Below are 19,567 nucleotides of genomic sequence, written 5' to 3' on the forward strand. Positions count from 1 at the left end.
GCCAACCAGACGGCGCGCTACCTGGGTGCCGCCTGCGGCATCACGATGTTCGTCGTGGTCGCGACGCACGCGGGCTCCGGGGACGGATCGGCTGCACTCGTCTCGGGGTGGAACATCGCGGTCGTCGTCGCGCTGTCCGCCACCGGCCTGGGCGCGGTGCTCCTCGCGGGCCTGGCCCTGCTCCACCTCCGGAGCCCGGTCGCCGACGAACCCGCCAGCGACGAAGCGGCCACCGACGAACCGGCCACACGAGCGGACACCCCGGCGGCCACCGTGGCGGACAGCGACTCGACCCGCAGCCACAGCCGCCAGTAGGCGACACCGACGGCGACCGAGGCTGCCATGGCGAGCACCGAGCTCGTGGCCATGAGGTGCGGGTAGACGACGAAGTGCGTGAGGTAGACGAAGAGGCTCGCGCTGGCCACGACCGCCGCGGCCCGACCGAGCACGGCGGGTACCACCACCGTGGGCACCCAGATGAGCACCAGCAGCCCGACGATGATCGTGACCTCGCGCATCGGCATGGACGGCCAGAACCCCGGCACGGTGAGGACCGGGATCGCCGAGACCAGGAGCCGCTGCGCGGTGGTCGTCGCCCGGGCTGCGGCCCACCCGGTCGCGAACAGCCAGATGAGGACGTAGGCGTTGGCGCCCCGGTAGGGGCCCGCGTCGGGGACGACGACGGCATACCTCGTGAGCAGGCCGAACCCCACGAGGGCGAGCGGGAACGCGAACGGCCACCGACGCTCCCAGCGGTCCACGGCCGGGATCGCCATGAGGGCCGCGGTGCCGAGCAGGAGCGCGACGACGGCCTCGACGAACCAGTAGTGCCAGTGGTCGGACCACCTGGCCCAGTCGCCGAGCACCTGGTTGAGCAGGAGCACGTTGCGCCAGTCGTAGGTGCCCGCGACGACGGCCACCACGCTGATCCACGCCGCGCTGGGCGCCCAGATGCGCAGGGCGCTGCGGGCCACCCCCTTCGCACGGTCGCCCCGCGACCGGTGCGTCAGCTGGAACCGCGCGAGGTTGAAGCCGGCCAGGGCCAGCAGGGTGTGGGCGCCGCCGGGGACGAACGACAGGTGGGTGTGGTTGGCCAGGATGAGCAGGACCGCGACGGCCCGCAGCACGACGCTCGTCTCGACCCGCTGCAGCCACGAACGCGAGGGACGCGCGGCCGAGGGGGCCACCACGAGGTCCCGCGGTGGGAACAGGTGCCAGCCGCCGGGCAGGGCGTCCAGGACGCGCTCGAGGCGCAGCGACACCTCGACGTAGGAGAGCGAGTCACCGCCGAGGTCGACGAAGCTGGTGTCCGCGGTGGCGTGCGGAGCGTCCAGCAGCTCGCGGTAGAGCGCGACGACCGCCACGACGCGATCACCCTCCCCGGCGGCTGTGGTCTCCATCTGTCCCGTCGTTGCGGGACGGCTCGCCCGGTGCGCCCCGAGGATCTCCTTCACCCCGGGGTAGTCGGGCTTCCCTGTGGCCAGGCGCGGTGCCTCCAGCCCGTCGAGGACCACGACCGCCGAGGCCGGTATGCCGTGCAGCCGGCGGACCGTGTCGGTCACCGAGGTGCCTGCTCCCGGTCGCTCGGTCAGGACCCCCACCGCGTCGCCGAGGTCGACGCAGTGCGAGGGGTGCCCAGCCTGCCACAGGTCCCGCTCGACCTGGTCGAGGTCGATCCGCAGGCCCACGACCTTGGCGAACCTGCTGCGGCGGCCGACGATCTCGACCAGGCCGTCCGCACCGAAGCGTGCGAGGTCGCCGGTGCGCAGCTCGTGGACGTCGCGCCCCCGGGCCAGGTCGGCGGCGTGCTCGGCGTAGCCGAGCATCACGTTGGGGCCGGAGTAGACGAGCTCGCCGAAACCGCAGTCGATCTCCCCGAGCGGCTCGATGCGGAAGGTGCCGCCGGGCACGGGGGCACCGACGGAGCTCGCGCGGCTCTCGACGAGTTCCGGGGCCAGGACCGCCATCCGGGCCGTCGCCTCGGTCTGGCCGTACATGACGAACAGGTCCCACCCGCGCTCACGCCCGAGGGCGGCGAACCGCTGGACGGTCGCCGGGTCCAGCCGCCCACCCGCCTGCGTGACGACGCGCAGCGAGGGGTGGTCACGGTCGGCGAAGCCACTGCGCTCCAACAGGTCGAAGCTGTGGGGGACACCTGCGAGCGTGGTGGCGGCCGTGGTGTCGAAGAGCTCCCAGAAGCAGGGGTCCACCACGGAGAGGTCGGTCAGGACCAGGCTCGCGCCGACGGCGAGGTGGCTGTGCACGACCGACAGCCCGTAGCAGTAGTGCAGGGGAAGACTCGTGACGGCGCGGTCGGTGGAACGGATCGACAGGGCCTCGGCGATGGACCTGGCGTTGCTGTCGAGGTTGGTGTGCGACAGGCGCACGACCTTGGGCGAGCCGGTCGAGCCCGAGGTGGGCAGCAGCAGGGCGAGGTCGGGGTGAAGCTGGTGGGCCGGGTCGTCGTGGCGGGCCACGACCTGCCAGCCTCCGTCGCCGGCCCCGGCCACGACGTCGGGGTCGTAGGCGTCGACGAGGCGGTCGAGGTGCTGCACGCGGTCGCCAGGCGCGAGCAGCGGCACGTGCCCGCCGGACAAGGCGCCGAGGTAGGTGACCAAGGAGTCCAGGGAGTTGTCGGCGGCGAGCAGCACGAGGCGACGCCCAGTGCCCAACGACGCCGCGGCGGCATCGACGAGGTCGGCCAGCGCGGCATACGTGAGGGTCACGGACCCGGTGTGCACGGCAGTGGCAGCGCCACGAGCCCGCAGCGAGGTCACGAAGGCCACGGACGCAGGCGCGGGAACGACGGACTCGCGGTCGGGGGAGACGACGGGGGACACGACCACCCGGTGAGAGTATTAGGTAAGGCTTACCAAACTCAAATGCCCTGCCCGGGGTGGGGTGCTACCGCGGCGAGTGCTCGCGGTGGTCCGCCCGAGCGCGATCTGCACGGGCGCGGTCGGCTCCGCGGTCGTGGGACCACCGGGCCAGGCCCTCGACCGCGAACCGCACGACCTCGCGGGCGCACCGCCAGCCGACGACGAACACGCCGAGCACCACGAGCGTCACCACGGCGAAGCTCCACGCGAAGCCTCCGCCCGTGGCCACCCGCAGGGCCAGGCCGAGCACCACGGTGGTCAGCCACACGACGGGGGAGCCGGCGACGCCGACCGGCCACGAGCCACGGGTGCGAGCCAGCCCCCAGCCCAGCGCCAGCGCGACGACGAAGGGCCAGGCGACGAGCAGCACCCCGCCCACCGTGACGCCGTCTGCGTGGGTGGCGCGTCCCAAGGAGGCGAACAGCAGGACGCCCGCGACGTCGACCAGGAAGGCGCCGACGGCACGCCTCACGCGCGCACCTTGTCGAAGAGGGTGGCCTGCGGCGGCGACAGGGTGGGGTCGACGCCGTCGAACAGGCTGCTCACCGACTCGCCGGCGTGGATCCGCTTGATGGCCTCGGCGAAGAGCTGGGCCACCGACCGCACCTGGAGCTCGGGCCAGTGCGCGGGCGCGGGCACGGTGTCGGTGGTGACGACCTCGCCGATCATCGGGTGGTCGCGCAACCGCTCGACCGCCTTGCCGGCGAACAGGCCGTGGGTGCACGCGACGTCGGCACCGGTGCAGCCGAGGTCGCGCAGCCGCTCGAGGAGCTCGACGATGGAGCCTCCCGTGGCGATCTCGTCGTCGAGGACGATGGCCCGCTTCCCGGTGACGTCACCGACGATCGAGTCGATGATGACGCGGTCGTCGGCGAGGCGCTGCTTGGAGCCGGCCGCCACCGGCAGGCCGAGGAGCCGGGCGAACTGCGTGGCCGTCTTGGCGTTGCCGAGGTCGGGGGAGACGACCACCGAGTTCGTGAGGTCACCGGCCCGGAAGTGGTCGGCCAGGACCCCGATCGCGGTGAGGTGGTCGACCGGCACCGAGAAGAAGCCGTGCACCTGCGGCGCGTGCAGCGTCATCGTGAGCACCCGGTCGACCCCAGCCGCGACCAGCATGTCGGCGACGAGGCGCCCGCCGAGGGAGATGCGGGAGGCATCCTTCTTGTCGGAGCGGGCGTAGGCGTAGTGCGGGATGACGGCAGTGATCTGGGCCGCGGAGGCGCCCCTCGCCGCGTCGACCATGAGCAGCAGCTCCATGAGGTGCTCCTGCGTCGGCGGCACGAGCGGCTGCACGATGTAGACGTCGCGCTGGCGGCAGTTGGCCAGCAGCTGGGCCTGGAGGCAGTCGTTGCTGAACCGCGTGATGTCGGCCGGGGAGAGGTCGACCCCCAGGGCGTCGCAGATGCGTCGGGCCAGGTCGCGGTGGGCGCTCCCGGAGAAAACGACGATGTCCCGCACTGCTGCTCCTCGGTCGACCGGTGATGCAGGTCGAGACTAACCGGCAGAGGGCACTCGTGGGACCTCCCCGTCCCACAGGTGGGACTGCATCTCGCCCACGAGCTCGGCCCGGTGCTGGGCCGCCGTCGGCACGACGCCGGGGATCGAGGCGAACCCGTGCGGCACCCGCACGTAGTTGGTGAGCCGGACGGGGACCCCGGCCTCCCTCAGCGCGGTCGCGTAACGGGACCCGTCGTCGCGCAGCGGGTCACGGTCGGCCGTCTGGATGAGGGCCGGCGGCAGCCCGTCGAGGCGGCCGAACAGGGGGGAGATGAGTGGGTCACGGTGGTCGGCGCCCTCGGGGGCGTAGTGGTTCCGGAAGGCCACGATGCTCGACCGGGTCAGCATCGGCGCACCGGCGAGCTCGTGGATCGACGGGGAGGCGAGCGTCATGTCTGTCGCGGGGTAGATGAGCGCCTGGTGCCGCACCGGGGAGTCGCCGCGGTCGCGCAGCACCTGGGCGGTGACCGCGGCGAGATTGCCGCCGGCGCTGTCGCCGCACAGTCCGATGCGGGAGGTGTCGGCCCGCAGCACGTCGCCCTGCGCCGCCACCCAGGTCGTCGCGTCGACGCAGTCGTGGGCGGCGGTCGGCGCCCGGTGCTCCGGGGCCAGGCGGTAGTCCACGCTGACGACCACGGCGCGCACCCGGGCGGCGAGGTGGCTGCACAGGGGGTCGTACATGACGACGTTGCCCTGGACGAAGCCGCCGCCGTGGAGGAAGACGATGACCGGGACGTCGGTCTGGGTGTCGCGCACGGCCCGCGGGCGGTACAGCCGCAGGGGGATCGAGTGGCCGTCACGAGCGGGGGCGGTCCCGTAGGTGATGCCCACGGACCGGTCCACCGCACCGGTGATCCACGAGAACGGCGGGCGGTCGGGGGTGACCGCGCCCCGCTCGGCCTGGATCTGCTCGACGGTGCGCCGCTCCACCGGGGGCCGGAGCCCGTTGTCCAGCAGGGCGGTCAGGGCGGCGGTCCGCGGGTACAACGCTCGGGGGGAGTGACGCATGACCAGAAACTAACTCACCTAGGGTGAGGACATGAGTCAGCACGCAGGGCACGGACAGCTCGCGGGGTCACGTCCATGACGGTCCGCCGGGTGATGGGGATCGAGACGGAGTACGGCATCTCCGTGCCGGGCGACCCCGCGGCCAACCCGATGATCCTGTCCGGCCAGGTGGTCAACGCGTATGCGTCCGCCCAGGGCATCCGGGCGGCGCACGCCTCGTGGGACTACGCCGACGAGGCACCGCTGCGCGACGCCCGCGGGTTCGAGATGGGTCGCGGCGTCGCCGACCCCAGCCAGCTCACCGACGAGGAGGACCCGACGCTGGCCAACGTCGTCCTCACCAACGGCGCGCGGCTCTACGTCGACCACGCGCACCCGGAGTACTCCTCGCCCGAGGTGACGACCCCGCGGGCCGCCGTGGCCTGGGACCGCGCCGGCGAGCTGATCATGGCCGAGTCGGTGCGTCGCCTCTCACAGGTCCCGCCGGGGGTCAACCTCTACAAGAACAACACCGACGGCAAGGGCCAGTCCTACGGCACCCACGAGAACTACCTCATGCGCCGCGAGACGCCGTTCTCCGACATCGTGCGCCACCTCGTCCCCTTCTTCGTGGCCCGGCAGGTGTTCACGGGCTCGGGCCGCGTGGGCATCGGGGTGGACTCGCGCCGCGACGGGTTCCAGCTGAGCCAGCGCGCCGACTTCTTCGAGGTCGAGGTCGGCCTCGAGACGACGCTCAAGCGGCCCATCATCAACACCCGCGACGAGCCGCACGCGGTGGCCGACCTGTACCGCCGGCTGCACGTCATCCTCGGCGACGCGAACCACTGCGACGTCGCCAACCTGCTCAAGCTCGGCACCACGTCCCTGGTGCTGGCCATGATCGAGGACCGCGCGATCAGCGAGGACCTCACCGTCGCACGCCCCGTCGCGACCCTCCAGGCCGTCAGTCACGACCCCACCTGCCGCCAGCTCGTCGAGCTGCGCGACGGCACCAAGCTCACCGCGGTGCAGCTCCTGTGGCGCTACCACGACGCCGCCGAGCGCTACCTCCAGGACCGGTACGGCGCCGAGCGGGACAGCGACACCACCGAGGTCATGCACTGGTGGGCGGTGGTGCTCGACAAGCTCGAGCGCGACCCGTCCGAGGCGGCCCGCGAGGTCGACTGGGTCGGCAAGCAGCAGGTGCTCCAGGGGTACATCGACCGCGACGGCCTCGACTGGTCGGACCCGCGGCTGCGCGCCATCGACATCCAGTGGTCCGACGTGCGTCCCGACAAGGGGCTGTTCCACCGGCTGCGCCGCTCCGGTCGCTTCGAGGAGCTCGTGCCGGACGCGGCTGTCCTGGAGGCGGTGCGCGAACCCCCGGAGGACACCCGGGCCTACTTCCGAGGCAAGTGCCTCGAGAAGTACCCGGACCAGATCGCGGCGGCGTCGTGGGACTCGGTCATCTTCGACGTCCCCGGCCACGCCTCGCTGCAGCGGGTGCCGATGCTGGAACCGTTGCGGGGCACCAGGGCCAGCGTCGGATCGTTGCTCGACCGGAGTCCGGACGCCGCCACCCTGCTGCGCGAGTTGGCCTCGGCATCGGGTTAGGTTCGGACTAGGGTCGACGCAGGACGGGCGCACCGCCGCCCGCGTCGCGACACGCAGCACCGAGCGAGAGGTCACGGACATGCCGAGCCAGGAGCAGAGCCGCCCACAGCGCAGGGACGACGCGCCCGACGAGGCGCCCGAGCCCACCCCGGCCGCGCCGGAGGCCACCGTCCGCAAGGAGAACCTCGACTCCGACATCGACAGCGTCCTCGACGAGATCGACGGCGTCCTCGAGTCGAACGCCGAGGAGTTCGTCCGGGGGTTCGTCCAGAAGGGTGGCCAGTGACCACAGGCGCCGACGCGGGGAGGCTCCCCGCGGCATACCTGTCCACGGGCTCCTCGTCCTTCACCGACTTCGTCGGGGCGCACGCCCCGCACCTCCTGCCCTCCCGCAGGGCCCTGCCCGTCGGGAGCACCATGGAGGCACCGCACGGCACGACGATCGTCACGGTCACCTACGACGGCGGTGTGGTCATGGCCGGCGACCGGCGCGCGACGATGGGCAACCTCATCGCCAACCGCGACATGGAGAAGGTCTTCGCCGGTGACGAGTACTCCGCGGTCGGCATCGCCGGCACGGCGGGCATCGCCATCGAGCTGGTCAAGCTGTTCCAGGTCGAGCTCGAGCACTACGAGAAGATCGAGGGCACGCTGCTCTCGTTGGAGGGCAAGGCGAACCGCCTCGCCTCGATGATCCGCGCCAACCTCGGCATGGCGATGCAGGGACTGGCCGTCGTGCCGCTGTTCGCCGGCTACGACCTCGACAAGCGCGCGGGTCGGATCTTCTCCTACGACGTGACCGGCGGCTGCTACGAGGAGCACGACCACCACAGCGTGGGGTCGGGCTCGTTGTTCGCGCGCGGTGCGATGAAGAAGCTCTGGCGCCCCGGACTGTCGGCCGACGGCGCCGTCTCGGTCGCCGTCGAGGCCCTCTACGACGCGGCCGACGACGACTCCGCGACCGGCGGTCCCGACGTGGGCCGCCGCATCTGGCCGACCGTCGCGGTCGTGGGGGACGCCGGTGTGGTGTTCCGGTCCGACGACGAGCTGCGGACCACCGTGGAGGCCGTCATCGCGGCCCGCCAGGGCAACCCGGGAGGTGCGCGATGAGCAGCATGCCGTTCTACGTCTCGCCCGAGCAGCTGATGAAGGACCGGGCTGACTACGCTCGCAAGGGAATTGCGCGCGGTCGCTCGGTCGTCGTCCTCGGCTACGACAAGGGCATCGCGTTCGTCGCGGAGAACCCGTCGCGGGCCCTGCACAAGGTCTCGGAGATCTACGACCGCATCGCGTTCGCCGCGGTGGGCAAGTACAACGAGTTCGAGAACCTGCGCGTCGCCGGTGTCCGCTACGCCGACCTTCGCGGCTACTCCTACGACCGCACCGACGTCACGGCCCGTGGTCTGGCCAACGCGTACGCCCAGACGCTCGGCACGGTCTTCACCCAGGAGTCCAAGCCCTACGAGGTCGAGATCGTCGTCGCCGAGGTGGGCAGCACGGCCGACGACGACCAGATCTACCGGCTGACCTACGACGGGTCGGTCGCCGACGAGCGCGGCTTCGTCGCCATGGGTGGTGCCGCCGAGCCGATCGAGACCGGGCTCAAGGAGCGGTGGGAGCCCGGCCTGTCCCTGGCCGACGCCCTGCGCCTGGCCGTCGAACTGCTGGCCAAGGACCCTGCCGGGGGACCGGCCAGGACGCTGGGTGCCGGGCAGCTCGAGGTGGCCGTTCTCGACCGAGAGCGTCCGCGGCGGACGTTCCGCCGGATCGGTGGCGGCCTGCTCGACGCCCTGCTGAGCACCGACGACCCGATGCACGACGCTCCCGCCGAGGACGACCCCACCCCGGGTCGCCACGACACCCTCACCGGGGAGTCCCCGCGCGACGAGTCGACCAACCCGCAGACCCAGCGCCCCACCGAGTAGCCGGACCCGGACTCGGACCCGGTCACGCGACAGGCCGCCCCGGGTCGGGGCGGCCTGTTGCGTGCGGTCGGACGTCAGCTCAGACGGGGAGCTTCTCGAGCAGGAAGCTCTCGGTCGCCACCCAGGCCTGGCTGGAGGCGGCTTCGTGGTGGAACATCGGCGACGGGTTGTCGAACGCGTGCCCGGCACCCTCGTAGGTCAGGAAGCTGACGTCGTCGTTGCCGGCGGTGACCGCCGCCTCGATCTCCTCGACCTTGTCCATGGGGATGTAGTCGTCCGCCGTGCCGAAGTGGTGCAGGCTCGGCGAGGTGACCTCGGGTGCCAGCTCCAGCAGGTTCGGCAGGGCGGAGCCGTAGTAGCTGACGAGCGCGTCGGGCGCCGCACGGTCGGCCTTCGCCGCGGCGGCGACGTTGAACGCCATACCGCCACCGAAGCAGAAGCCGATCACCCCTGCCGGTCCGCGCACCTCGTCGCGGGCGCGGACCGCGGCGAGGGCCGCGACACCGTCCTTGACGCCCTGCTCCCAGTCGAACTCGTTCATCAGCTCCATCGCCCGCGGCAGGCCCTCGCCACCCTCCTGCACGACCTCGTCACCGAGGCGGTGGTAGAGGTGCGGGACGAGGACGACGTAGCCGAGGGCCGCCAGGTCCCTGGCCCGCGAGGAGATGTAGTCGGTGACCCCGAAGATCTCCTGGTAGACGACCATGCCGGGTCCTTCGCCGGACTCGGGCAGGTAGAGGTCGGCGGGCATGGTGGCCCCGTCGACGCGGATGGACACGACTCCGAAGTGCTCAGGTCTGCCATGGACCCAACGTAGGCGCAGTCCGCCGGCAGCGCAGCGAAGGGTGGGAGGACGACCACTCAGCCGGTGCCGAGGGGCCGTCTCCCACCCTTCGGTGGTCGGGACGGGACTGTGAGGGTCAGGCGCTGGGCGCGTCGGCGTAGCGGAGGTAGGGCTTCACGACCTCGACACCCTGGAAGCGCTCCTGGGCGTCCTCGGTGGAGACGGTCGGGGCGACGATGACGCGCTCGCCGACCTTCCAGTCGGCAGGCGTCGAGAAGGGGCCGGAGTCGTTGACCTGCAGCGCATCCAGCGCCCGGAGGATCTCGTCGAAGTTGCGGCCGGCGCTCTTGGGGTAGGTCAGCGAGAGGCGCACCTTGCCGGCCGGGTCGATGAGGAAGACCGAGCGGACGGGGGAGGTGTCGCCCGCGCCGGGGTGGATCATGTCGTACAGCTCGGCGACGTTGCGGTCCTTGTCTGCGACGATCGGGTAGGTCACCGCGGCGCCGGACACCTCCTCGATGTCGGCCTTCCATGACTGGTGGTCGTCGAGCCCGTCGACCGACACCGCGAGCACCTTGGTGTTGCGCTGCGCCCACTCGTCCTTGAGCTGCGCGACACGACCGAGCTCGGTGGTGCAGACCGGCGTGAAGTCTGCCGGGTGGCTGAACAGCACGGCCCAGCCGTCGCCCTTCCAGTCGTGGAAGGACAGCTCGCCCTCGGTGGTCTCGGCGGTGAAGTCAGGGGCGTCGTCGCCCAGTCGCAGCGTGGCCATGACGGCTCCTTCTCGAAGGTAACGCGATGTTTGTCGAGACCAAACATGCCGTTACTTGACCGAGGTGTGGACCCCTCGTCCGGATGTTGGACCTGCGGGGAGCACGAGCGCAGCGGCGACGGCGTCGACGGCGACCGGGTCGAGGAGCGCGCCGTAGTGGTCCGACTCGAGCAGCGCGACCGCGACGTCGGGGGGCAGGTGCGCGGCCGTGACGCGGTCGGCGGTGTAGAGCCCCTCGGGCTGCGCGAGTGGTCCGCGCCGGGCGTGCAGCAGCGTCGCCGGGCACTGCATGGTGTGGATGGCGCTGAGCGTGGCCGGGTCCGACATCAGGTCCGCCCAGTCGGCGCGCACGCACTCCAGGCTCGACGTGGACCGCATCGCCCCGGGCTCCCCGGCCAGGTCGTGCAGGAGGTATGCCGCCAGCGCGCCTCCCGAGGGGCCGTCCAGGTGCGGGCCCAGCGCCGGGTGCCGCCCCCAGTGGTCGAGGTAGGCCGCCTGGTCCTCGAAGGTCATCGACAGCCGGTCCATGGCCGGGCCGATGATGCTGTGCAGGACCTCGTCCACGTCGAACGACCCGGGGGAGGGGAACGCCAGGCCACCGTCGACCAGCACGACGGCGCCGACGTCCTGGGGGTGCGTGGCGGCGGCGAGGGCGGCGACGAACGCGCCCATGTCGTGCCCCGCGAGGACGGGCCGGTCGAGGCCGAACCAGTCGATGAGCGCGTGGACGTCGGCGACGTGGTCGGCCAGCCCGGTGGAGCGCAGGTGCGAGCTCTCGGCTCGCCCCCGCATGTCCGGGGCGAGGACGTGCACCCGCCCGTCGAGGCGATCGGCCACGGGCACCCAGGCGAGCGCGTTGGAAGAGATGCTGTGCAGGGCGACGACGGCCGGGGCGCCCTCGGGGGCCTCGGTGAGGCGGTGGACGGTGAGGCTCCCGCCGTCGACAGGCACCTGCTCGGTCAGCGGTCCCACGCTGGATCCCCTCTCGACGCCACCGCGAGGACGCGGCTCCCGGCGTTCCCGGACGGAGACGGCCGGGTGGTGCCCGGCCGTCGTGCTCAGGACCCGACGCTACGCATCCACCCGCTGGCTCCCTATGGCACCGGGCGCCACATCCGGCGTCGGAGAGTGTGTCCGCCCGCCGTCTCAGCGACCGTCGCGGGCGGCAGCGAGCAGCGCGACCTCGTCGGTCGGCGCCAGCCCCGCCCGGCGCCGACGGCCCGGGCCGGACGCCAGCTCCCACGCCAGGGTGTCCTCGAGCGTGCGGGCGAGCGGCCTGGGACGCAGGCCGAGGTCACGCGCCCGGGTACCGGGGTGCGCCATCATCCCGGCGTGGTCCGGCAGCGGGAGCCACAGCGGCAGCGACCGCTCACCGGACCACGGCACGACACCGTGCCAGGTGAGCCACTCGGGCGACACCGCGACGAGCTCACCGTCGTGCCCGGCGACCTGCCGGGCGGTCTCGAGGTGGCGCAGGAGCGGCACAACGGGACCGACCGCGTCGACGACACCCGCCCGGCCGTCGCGGGCGCAGTCCACCAACCACGCCGCGAGGTCACGCACGTCGACCACCTGCGTGCCGATGGGGGAGTCGGGCACCAGCACGGCTCCGTCGGGCGACGCCGGGTGCGCGAAGCGCAACGGCCAGTAGCCGGTGCGGTCGGTGTGGTCGCCCGGGCCGGCGACCAGTCCGGAGCGGGCCACCAGGGCTCGGTCCGGTACGGCGCGGAGCACGGCCTGCTCGCACGCCACCTTCCGCGCGCCATACGTCTCCGGGTCCTCGTCGTCCTCGGTCACCGGGTCGAGCACCGCAGCCGACTCGTCCGTCCCCGGGTGCTCGTGGGAGGCGTAGACGGACACCGAGGACACGAACACCCACGACGCGGTCCGCTCGGCGAGCGCCGCGAGGGCTCCACGGACGTGGCTCGGCTGACGGGTGAGGTCGACGACGGCGTCCCACTCGCGGTCCGCCACGTGGTCGTAGGCCCCGGGGGCATCGCGGTCCGCCCGGACGAGGTCGACGCCGTCGGGCACCGCCCCCGACGTGCCACGGGCCAGGGCGGTCACGTCGTGCCCCTGCGCCACGGCGTGTGCCGCCAACTCTCGACCCAGCCACGCCGTCCCACCGAGCACCAGCAGCTTCATGGCTCCACCGAAGCAGTGCCGACAGCCCGCTGTCGAGGGCGTTCGCCGCGGTCCTCGCGGACTTCGTGCCTAGAGTGGGTCCATGGACCGCCGGATCTTCGGGATCGAGAACGAGTACGGCATCACGTGCACGTTCGAGGGGCAGCGCAGGCTGACGCCCGACGAGGTCGCGCGCTACCTCTTCCGCAAGGTCGTCTCGTGGGGCCGGTCCTCCAACGTCTTCCTCTCCAACGGGTCCCGGCTCTACCTCGACGTCGGTTCGCACCCGGAGTACGCCACCCCCGAGTGCGACCACGTCCGCCAGCTCGTCATCCACGACAAGGCGGGGGAGCGGATCATCGAGGGCCTGGTGGCCGACGCCCAGGAGCGCCTCACCGAGGAGGGCATCGAGGGCGAGATCTACGTCTTCAAGAACAACACCGACTCCGCGGGCAACTCCTACGGCTGCCACGAGAACTTCCTCGTCGGCCGGGCGGGGGAGTTCCAGCAGCTGTCGGACGTGCTGATCCCGTTCCTCGTCAGCCGCCAGATCACCAGCGGCGCGGGCAAGGTCGTGACGACGTCCAAGGGCGCGACGTACTGCGTGAGCCAGCGGGCCGACCACATCTGGGAGGGCGTCTCCTCCGCGACCACCCGCTCGCGCCCGATCATCAACACCCGCGACGAGCCGCACGCCGACGCCGAGAAGTACCGCCGCCTGCACGTCATCGTCGGCGACTCCAACATGAGCGAGACGACGACGATGCTCAAGGTCGGGTCGGCCGACCTCGTGCTGCGGATGATCGAGGCCGGGTTGGTGGTGCGCGACCTGACTCTGGAGAACCCCATCCGCGCCATCCGCGAGATGAGCCACGACATGACCGGCCGCAAGACCGTGCGGCTGTCCAACGGTCGCGAGCTGTCCGCGCTCCAGATCCAGTCCGAGTACCTCGAGCGGGCGCAGGCGTATGCCGACCGCGAGGGCCTCGAGGACCCGATCCACAAGCAGGTCCTCGACCTGTGGGAGCGCACCCTGACCGCGGTCGACACCGGCAACCTGTCGCTCGTCGACACCGAGATCGACTGGGTCATCAAGCACAAGCTCATCACCGGGTACATGGCCAAGCACGACCTGCCGATGGAGCACCCCCGCATCGCCCAGCTCGACCTCGCCTACCACGACGTCAACCGCCAGCGCGGGGTGTTCTACCTGCTGCAGAAGCACGGCCGGGCAGCACGGCTGTGCACCGACCCCGAGGTGTTCGAGGCCAAGACGGTGCCGCCGCAGACGACGCGCGCCAAGCTGCGCGGCGACTTCATCAAGGCCGCCCAGGAGCACCGCCGCGACTTCACCGTCGACTGGGTGCACCTCAAGCTCAACGACCAGGCCCAGCGCACCGTGCTGTGCAAGGACCCCTTCGCCGCGGTCGACGCGCGGGTCGAGCGGCTGATCGAGGGCATGCGCGGCTGACGCCGGTCAGGTGGCACACAGCGGGCGTTTCGGGCTTTGCCAGACTGCGAGGTTAGGGTGGTCGCTTGGTCCACCGCCCCCAGCGAAAGTCCCTCACCGTGTCTGTACGTCCCACTTCTGCCCGCCCCAGCCGCCGTCTGACGGCGATGGCTGCAGGGCTGACCGCTCTCCTGGCCCTGACGGCCTGTGGCAACTCCGACGACTCCGAGAAGGCCTCGCCGCTGGACGGCATCACGGTGACGGGGGGCAACGACACCACCGCGCCCACCGTGGCCATCACCCCGAAGCCGTTGTCCGTCACCGAGACCACGACCCGCGTCGTCAAGGCCGGTGACGGCCCCGTCGTGAAGAACGACGAGATCGTCAGCGTCAAGTACGTCCTGCTCAACGCCAAGGACTCCTCGGTGCTCGACACCAACTTCGGCAAGCAGAACCTCGGGCTGAGCCTCGGCACCGAGACGCTGCTCCCCGGCCTGAAGAAGGGCCTGGCCAACCAGAAGGTCGGCTCCCGCGTGCTCGTCGCCGTCCCGCCGAAGGACGCCTTCGGCGAGCAGGGCAACACCGACATCAAGGTCGGTGGCACCGACACCGTCGTCTTCCTCATGGACGTCGTGTCCGTGACCAAGCCGCTGGCCAGCGCCGAGGGCAAGGCCGTCAAGCCGGCCGCGAACCTCCCCGCGGTCAAGGTCGAGAGCGGCAAGCCCGCCACCATCACCATCCCCAAGGGTGAGAAGGCCCCGACCAAGACCGTCGGCGCCAACCTCATCGAGGGTGCCGGTGCCAAGGTCGAGGCCGGCCAGACCATCCGCGTCACCTACACCGGTGCGCTCTGGAAGGACGGGAAGGTCTTCGACTCCTCCGCCAGCTCCCCGCAGGGCTACTTCGAGACCGTCATCGGCAAGCAGCAGGTCATCAAGGCCTGGGACGCCCAGCTCGTCGGCAAGACCGTCGGCAGCCGTGTCCTCATGGTCGTCCCCCCGGCCGACGGCTACGGCGCGGCCGGCAGCCCGCCCAAGATCAGCGGCACCGACACCCTGGTGTTCGTCGTCGACATCCTCGCGGCGTACTGAGCCACCGCGGCCCAGGGCCGCACCCGTCGCAGCCATCGGGCTGCACCCGTCGCGGCCCTTCCGGCCGCACCACCCCCACCGAAGGAGCACCAGATGGGTTTCGACCCCAAGACCACCAAGCCCGAGATCGACTTCCCCGGCGACGCGGCTCCCACCGAGCTCGTCATCGAGGACATCACCGAGGGTGACGGCCAGGAGGCCGGCGCCGGCGACACCATCTCGGCCCACTACGTCGGCGTGGCCCACTCCACCGGCGAGGAGTTCGACGCCTCGTGGAACCGCGGCGCGCCCCTGGACTTCCGCCTCGGCGTGGGCCAGGTCATCCGCGGCTGGGACGAGGGCATCGTCGGCATGAAGGTCGGCGGACGCCGCAAGCTCGTCATCCCCGCGCACCTCGCGTACGGCGACCGCGGTGCGGGCGGCGCGATCAAGCCCGGCGAGACCCTGATCTTCGTGGTCGACCTCGTGGACGTCCGCTGAGCGCGGACCCCTCGACGGTCCGCAACGGACCACCGGCCGGTCCTCAGCCGGCAGCACCTTCCAGCAGCCGGGCGGCATACCGCCCGGCTGCTGCGCTGTAGAGGAAGGCGGCACGGTCCTCGTCCAGGCCGCGGCCCATCGTCGACAGCCGCACGGGGCTGCCGCGCAGCGCCGCGTCCAGCCCGTCCTCCTCGACCTGCTCGACGGTCAGCGTGCCGGTCGCCCCGGCGGCCAGCTCCTGGGCCTGTCGCAGGACCAGCTCGCCCAGCTCCCCGGTCGGGTGGGTGGCGACCAGGGCCGCCGGGACCAGGCAGATGCGTCCGTAGGCCGTGCGGCTGTGGTGGGAGATGCCGCGGTGCCGCTCGCGGGCATCGGCCTCCGAGACGCGCAGGGCCGCGACCCCACGACCGTGCAGGGTGGACGCGGCGTTGAGGGCCTCTCCGGCGGCGACACCGGTGTAGCCCCACGTCGTGCCGGTGCCGACGTTGCCCGGCCCCTGGATGACGACCGCGACGTCGGCACCCAGGACGTGCCGGGCGGCCAGCAGGCCGGAGTGCAGGGTGACGGCCTCGTGCTCACCGCCGTACGCCTGTCCCACCGTCACGGTGCCGTGCAACCAGCCCGCCTCGAGCAGGCCGGCGACCGCCCGCGAGAAGGCGATCGGCAGCGCCCCGCCGTCGGTCATGAGGTAGACCACGCGGGCGTCCGGGCGCTCGGCGAGCAGCCCGGCGAGGACGGCCGGAAGGGCGGAGTGGAGGTCGGCGACGACGACCGGCATCCCGAGCAGGTCGCCGGCGTCGGCCGCGCCCGAGGTCAGCGCCGCGTGGTGGGGGCTGTCCTGCTCGTCGACGGCCATGAACATCTGCTGCTGCGGCGTGTACCGCGCCTTGACGATGTGGCCCTGCCCCGAGGGCGGGTCGGCAGGCAGCCGCTCGGGGACGGCGACGACGAAGGCCAGCCCGCCGGTGCCCAGTCCGCGCAGCAGCGCCGACGCGTTGAGCAGGACCCGGTCCCCGACCTCGGGCTCGCCGACGAGGGCCGTGTAGGCCAGGGCGCGCACGACGTCACCGTCGCCGCCGGCCAGCTGCACCGCATACTCGACGGCGCCCGGCCACCGGCCGCGCACCTGCTGGACCGTGCCCTCGCGCCACTGCATCACGACACGCAGAGTAGTCACGGACGCCGCCCACCACTCCGGTAGCGTCGTGCGGGTGAGTTCACCCACCGGCCCGGCGGCCAAGACCGAGCGCCTGCTCAACCTCGTGCTCTGCCTGCTCTACACCCGTCGGCCGCTGCCGAAGTCCAAGATCCGCGACATCGTGCCGCAGTACGGCGACGCCGCCAGCGACGAGGCCTTCGACCGGATGTTCGAGCGCGACAAGGACGAGCTGCGCGAGCTCGGCATCCCGCTCGTCACCGCCGAGATCGGCGGCGTGTGGGACGACGAGGTGGGCTACCGCATCGACCAGCGCGAGTACGCCCTGCCGGACATCGAGTTCGAGCCCGACGAGCTCGCCGTCCTCGGCCTCGCCAGCCGCACGTGGGCGCACGCCTCGCTCGCCGGACCGGCCGCCCAGGCGCTGCGCAAGCTCAAGGCCGCCGGCATCGAGCGCGACGGCGACTCCCTCATCGGGATCGAGCCGCGGCTCGGCACGAGCGAGCCGGCCTTCGAGCCGGTGAAGAACGCCGTCGTCGGCCAGCAGACGATCTCCTTCGGCTACCGCACCGGCGGCCAGGGCGAGGTCAACACCCGCACCGTGCAGCCGTGGGGCCTCGCCTCGTGGCACGGGCGCTGGTACCTCACCGGCTTCGACCTCGACCGCGAGGCACCGCGCGTCTTCCGCCTCTCGCGCATCGACGGAGCCGTGTCCGTCGTCCGCAGGGCCGAGCCCTACGTCGTGCCGGCCGACCACCGGGCGCAGGAGATGATCCGCACCACCGTGGGCGAGCAGGCGCCCCGCAGCGCGGTCCTGCGCGTCCGCGACGGGCGCGGCCAGTCGCTGCGCCGTCGGGGGACGCCCACCACCGACCTCGGGACCGAGACAGCGCTCGCCGAGGCCACCTCCGAGGCCGCCCCTGCTGACCGGGGGGAGTGGACCACCCTCGCCGTCCCCTTCACCGATCCCTACGCCTTCGCCGACGAGGTGAGCGGGTACGGCGCGGACGTCGTGGTCGACGCCCCCACCGAGGTGCGCGACCTCGTCGTCGAACGGCTGAAGGGTGCGGTCGCCGCCCACGCCGCCACGGGAGGCACCGCATGAGCGCGCCCGAGACCGCGACCGCCCGCCTGACCCGGCTGCTGACCATGGTGCCCTGGCTGGTGAACCGCCAGGGCATCGACACCGAACAGGCAGCCGCCGAGCTCGGGATCACCGTCGAGCAGCTCGACGCCGACCTGCGCCTGCTCTACCTGTGCGGGTACGGCCAGATGCCCGACGAGCTCATCGACGCGCAGTGGGAGAACGGCCGGGTCTTCGTGACGAACGCCGACACCATCGCCCGCCCGCTGCGCCTCGGTCGCGACGAGGCACTCACCCTCATGGTGGGCCTGCGCGCCCTCGCCTCGGTCCCGGGACTGGGGGAGCGCGACGCCATCGAGCGGGCCATGGCCAAGCTCGAGGAGGCGACCGGCGCCAGCGCCGAGGCGGCCTCGCGGGTCGAGGTCGCCATCAGCGAGGGGGTCGAGGCAGACCTGCTCGCCGACGCCCGCCGAGCGGTCGAGGGCCACCGCCGGATCCACCTGCACTACCTCGTGCCGAGCCGCGACGAGTCCACCGAGCGCGACGTCGACCCCATGCGCGTGGTCAACCTCGACGCCCGGTGGTACCTCGAGGGCTGGTGCCACCGCGCCCAGGACACCCGGCTCTTCCGGATGGACCGCATCGAGTCCCTCGAGGTCCTCGACGTCGACGGGACGCCCCCGGAGCAGGCCCAGCTGCGCGACCTCGACGCCGGCACCTTCACCCCGCGACCCGACGACACCCTCGTCACGCTGCACCTCGCGCGGGGCGCCGCGTGGGTCGCCGACTACTACCCCGTCGAGACGGTCGAGCCGGGACCGGAGGGGTCCCTCACGGTCACGCTGCGCACTGCCGACACCCTGTGGCTGCGTCGCCTGGTGCTGCGCCTCGGTGGGCACGCCACCGTGGTGGCACCGGCCGAGCTCGCGCAGGCGGTGACCAGCGGGGCCACCGCTGCCCTCGCGGCATACGGCATCGAAGCCGCCGCTCCCGGGACGGACGGGTAGGGTCGGACGCATGTGGTGGTGGGTTCTGATCTGGGTGCTGCTGGTGCTGATCGCGCTGGCGTACCTCGCGACCCGTGTGTGGGGCGTGTGGGGGCAGGTCAAGGAGCTCAACGCCGAGATCGGCCGGGCGTCCGAGACGGTGTCGGCGCTGCAGGCCCAGACCGACCGCCTCGGGGACCCCGCTCCTGCGCCGCAGGCCGCCATCTTCGGCGACCCACGTCAGCTGCGCAGGGAACGCGAGGTCACCCGCGCCTCGTTGAAGCAGCAGCGGCGCGCCCGTCAGGCAACTCGCCGTCCCGCGTGGGCCCGGCATCTAGACTCCTAGCACGACCTCAGCGTTCGAAAGGCAGTTCCTCATGCTTCGCAACATCGGTGCACCCGAGATCATCATCATCGCGGTGCTGCTCATCCTCATCCTGGGGTGGAAGCGCCTTCCCGACGCCGCCCGCAGCCTCGGCCGCTCGATGCGTGTCTTCAAGTCCGAGGTCAACGAGATGAAGAACGACGGCAAGAGCTCCGCGAGCAGCGAGACCGTCCCCGGCGAGACCGTGCGCGACACCAACGCGCCCGGTGCAGCCGGCACCACCTCGGGGACCACCCCCGGCACGACCGGCACGTCGGCCATCCGCGAGGACAACAGCCCGCGCACCGACAACTCCACCGGTCTCTGAGCGCCTAGCCCCTACTCGCAGAACGACCCGAGCTCCTGAAACCGAA

Annotated in this window: 20 protein-coding genes; 11 read left to right on the forward strand and 9 right to left on the reverse strand. The window is 72.0% G+C overall.

The window, feature by feature from the left end:
- Nucleotides 1-17: 17 nt before the first annotated feature.
- The 4 genes from ABD286_RS18860 to ABD286_RS01220 are packed head-to-tail and all read right to left on the reverse strand — an operon-like array spanning nt 18 to nt 5,384.
- On the reverse strand, nt 18-2,846 hold the full coding sequence (locus tag ABD286_RS18860) for an AMP-binding protein (RefSeq protein WP_425565299.1): 2,829 nt from the start codon (nt 2,844-2,846) through the stop codon (nt 18-20).
- 58 nt (nt 2,847-2,904) lie between these two features.
- Entirely contained in the window at nt 2,905-3,351 is a 447-nt protein-coding gene (locus ABD286_RS01210) for a DUF3054 domain-containing protein (RefSeq protein ID WP_344189466.1), read from the reverse strand.
- Nucleotides 3,348-4,337 (reverse strand): ribose-phosphate diphosphokinase, encoded by a 990-nt coding sequence (locus tag ABD286_RS01215; protein ID WP_344189468.1) that lies wholly within the window; start codon nt 4,335-4,337, stop codon nt 3,348-3,350. The genes ABD286_RS01210 and ABD286_RS01215 overlap by 4 nt, the downstream gene beginning before the upstream one ends.
- 36 nt (nt 4,338-4,373) lie before the next feature.
- The gene (locus ABD286_RS01220) at nt 4,374-5,384 is read right to left on the reverse strand and encodes an alpha/beta hydrolase (RefSeq protein ID WP_344189470.1); all 1,011 of its coding nucleotides are present in this window, start codon (nt 5,382-5,384) and stop codon (nt 4,374-4,376) included.
- Between the two features lie 75 nt (nt 5,385-5,459).
- Here ABD286_RS01220 and dop point away from each other — a divergent pair, with 75 nt between their 5' ends.
- The 4 genes from dop to prcA all read left to right on the forward strand — a co-directional run bounded on the left by dop (nt 5,460) and on the right by prcA (nt 8,902).
- Nucleotides 5,460-6,977, forward strand: a complete 1,518-nt coding sequence (gene dop / locus ABD286_RS01225; protein ID WP_344189472.1) for a depupylase/deamidase Dop — start codon at nt 5,460-5,462, stop codon at nt 6,975-6,977.
- Nucleotides 6,978-7,056: 79 nt separating this feature from the next.
- Complete coding sequence (locus ABD286_RS01230; RefSeq protein ID WP_344189474.1) at nt 7,057-7,263, forward strand: ubiquitin-like protein Pup; 207 nt, start codon at nt 7,057-7,059, stop codon at nt 7,261-7,263.
- Entirely contained in the window at nt 7,260-8,087 is an 828-nt protein-coding gene (gene prcB / locus ABD286_RS01235) for a proteasome subunit beta (protein ID WP_344189476.1), read from the forward strand. The genes ABD286_RS01230 and prcB overlap by 4 nt, the downstream gene beginning before the upstream one ends.
- Complete coding sequence (gene prcA, locus ABD286_RS01240; RefSeq protein WP_344189478.1) at nt 8,084-8,902, forward strand: proteasome subunit alpha; 819 nt, start codon at nt 8,084-8,086, stop codon at nt 8,900-8,902. The genes prcB and prcA overlap by 4 nt, the downstream gene beginning before the upstream one ends.
- 79 nt (nt 8,903-8,981) lie before the next feature.
- Here the strand turns inward: prcA and ABD286_RS01245 are convergent, their stop codons facing one another.
- From ABD286_RS01245 to ABD286_RS01260, 4 genes are all read right to left on the reverse strand, one after another.
- Nucleotides 8,982-9,653, reverse strand: a complete 672-nt coding sequence (locus tag ABD286_RS01245) for a dienelactone hydrolase family protein (RefSeq protein ID WP_344189480.1) — start codon at nt 9,651-9,653, stop codon at nt 8,982-8,984.
- Between the two features lie 169 nt (nt 9,654-9,822).
- On the reverse strand, nt 9,823-10,458 hold the full coding sequence (locus tag ABD286_RS01250) for a peroxiredoxin (RefSeq protein ID WP_344189482.1): 636 nt from the start codon (nt 10,456-10,458) through the stop codon (nt 9,823-9,825).
- Between the two features lie 51 nt (nt 10,459-10,509).
- Complete coding sequence (locus ABD286_RS01255; protein WP_344189484.1) at nt 10,510-11,430, reverse strand: alpha/beta fold hydrolase; 921 nt, start codon at nt 11,428-11,430, stop codon at nt 10,510-10,512.
- Nucleotides 11,431-11,604: 174 nt separating this feature from the next.
- Nucleotides 11,605-12,603 (reverse strand): NAD-dependent epimerase/dehydratase family protein, encoded by a 999-nt coding sequence (locus ABD286_RS01260; protein WP_344189486.1) that lies wholly within the window; start codon nt 12,601-12,603, stop codon nt 11,605-11,607.
- 82 nt (nt 12,604-12,685) lie between these two features.
- Between ABD286_RS01260 and pafA the strand changes: the two genes are divergently transcribed.
- The 3 genes from pafA (at nt 12,686) to ABD286_RS01275 (ending at nt 15,603) form a co-directional block, all read left to right on the forward strand.
- Nucleotides 12,686-14,053: a Pup--protein ligase gene (pafA, locus tag ABD286_RS01265; protein ID WP_344189488.1), complete on the forward strand. Its 1,368-nt coding sequence runs from the start codon at nt 12,686-12,688 to the stop codon at nt 14,051-14,053.
- Between the two features lie 146 nt (nt 14,054-14,199).
- Nucleotides 14,200-15,123: an FKBP-type peptidyl-prolyl cis-trans isomerase gene (locus tag ABD286_RS01270; RefSeq protein WP_344189490.1), complete on the forward strand. Its 924-nt coding sequence runs from the start codon at nt 14,200-14,202 to the stop codon at nt 15,121-15,123.
- 93 nt (nt 15,124-15,216) lie between these two features.
- Nucleotides 15,217-15,603: an FKBP-type peptidyl-prolyl cis-trans isomerase gene (locus ABD286_RS01275; RefSeq protein WP_344189492.1), complete on the forward strand. Its 387-nt coding sequence runs from the start codon at nt 15,217-15,219 to the stop codon at nt 15,601-15,603.
- 43 nt (nt 15,604-15,646) lie between these two features.
- Here ABD286_RS01275 and ABD286_RS01280 read toward each other — a convergent pair whose 3' ends face one another.
- Entirely contained in the window at nt 15,647-16,762 is a 1,116-nt protein-coding gene (locus tag ABD286_RS01280) for a DUF3866 family protein (RefSeq protein ID WP_425565347.1), read from the reverse strand.
- Nucleotides 16,763-16,814: 52 nt separating this feature from the next.
- Between ABD286_RS01280 and ABD286_RS01285 the strand changes: the two genes are divergently transcribed.
- The 4 genes from ABD286_RS01285 to tatA are packed head-to-tail and all read left to right on the forward strand — an operon-like array spanning nt 16,815 to nt 19,521.
- Nucleotides 16,815-17,864, forward strand: a complete 1,050-nt coding sequence (locus tag ABD286_RS01285) for a helix-turn-helix transcriptional regulator (protein ID WP_344189494.1) — start codon at nt 16,815-16,817, stop codon at nt 17,862-17,864.
- Nucleotides 17,861-18,850: a helix-turn-helix transcriptional regulator gene (locus tag ABD286_RS01290; RefSeq protein WP_344189496.1), complete on the forward strand. Its 990-nt coding sequence runs from the start codon at nt 17,861-17,863 to the stop codon at nt 18,848-18,850. The genes ABD286_RS01285 and ABD286_RS01290 overlap by 4 nt, the downstream gene beginning before the upstream one ends.
- Nucleotides 18,851-18,860: 10 nt before the next feature.
- Nucleotides 18,861-19,175 carry a hypothetical protein gene (locus ABD286_RS01295; protein WP_344189498.1) on the forward strand — a complete coding sequence of 105 codons (315 nt, stop codon included), beginning with the start codon at nt 18,861-18,863 and terminating at the stop codon, nt 19,173-19,175.
- A gap of 31 nt (nt 19,176-19,206) precedes the next feature.
- Nucleotides 19,207-19,521 carry a Sec-independent protein translocase subunit TatA gene (gene tatA / locus ABD286_RS01300; RefSeq protein ID WP_344189500.1) on the forward strand — a complete coding sequence of 105 codons (315 nt, stop codon included), beginning with the start codon at nt 19,207-19,209 and terminating at the stop codon, nt 19,519-19,521.
- Nucleotides 19,522-19,567 lie beyond the last annotated feature (46 nt).

The sequence above is a fragment of the Pedococcus aerophilus genome (assembly GCF_039532215.1).
In the GTDB taxonomy this organism is placed as follows: domain Bacteria; phylum Actinomycetota; class Actinomycetes; order Actinomycetales; family Dermatophilaceae; genus Pedococcus; species Pedococcus aerophilus.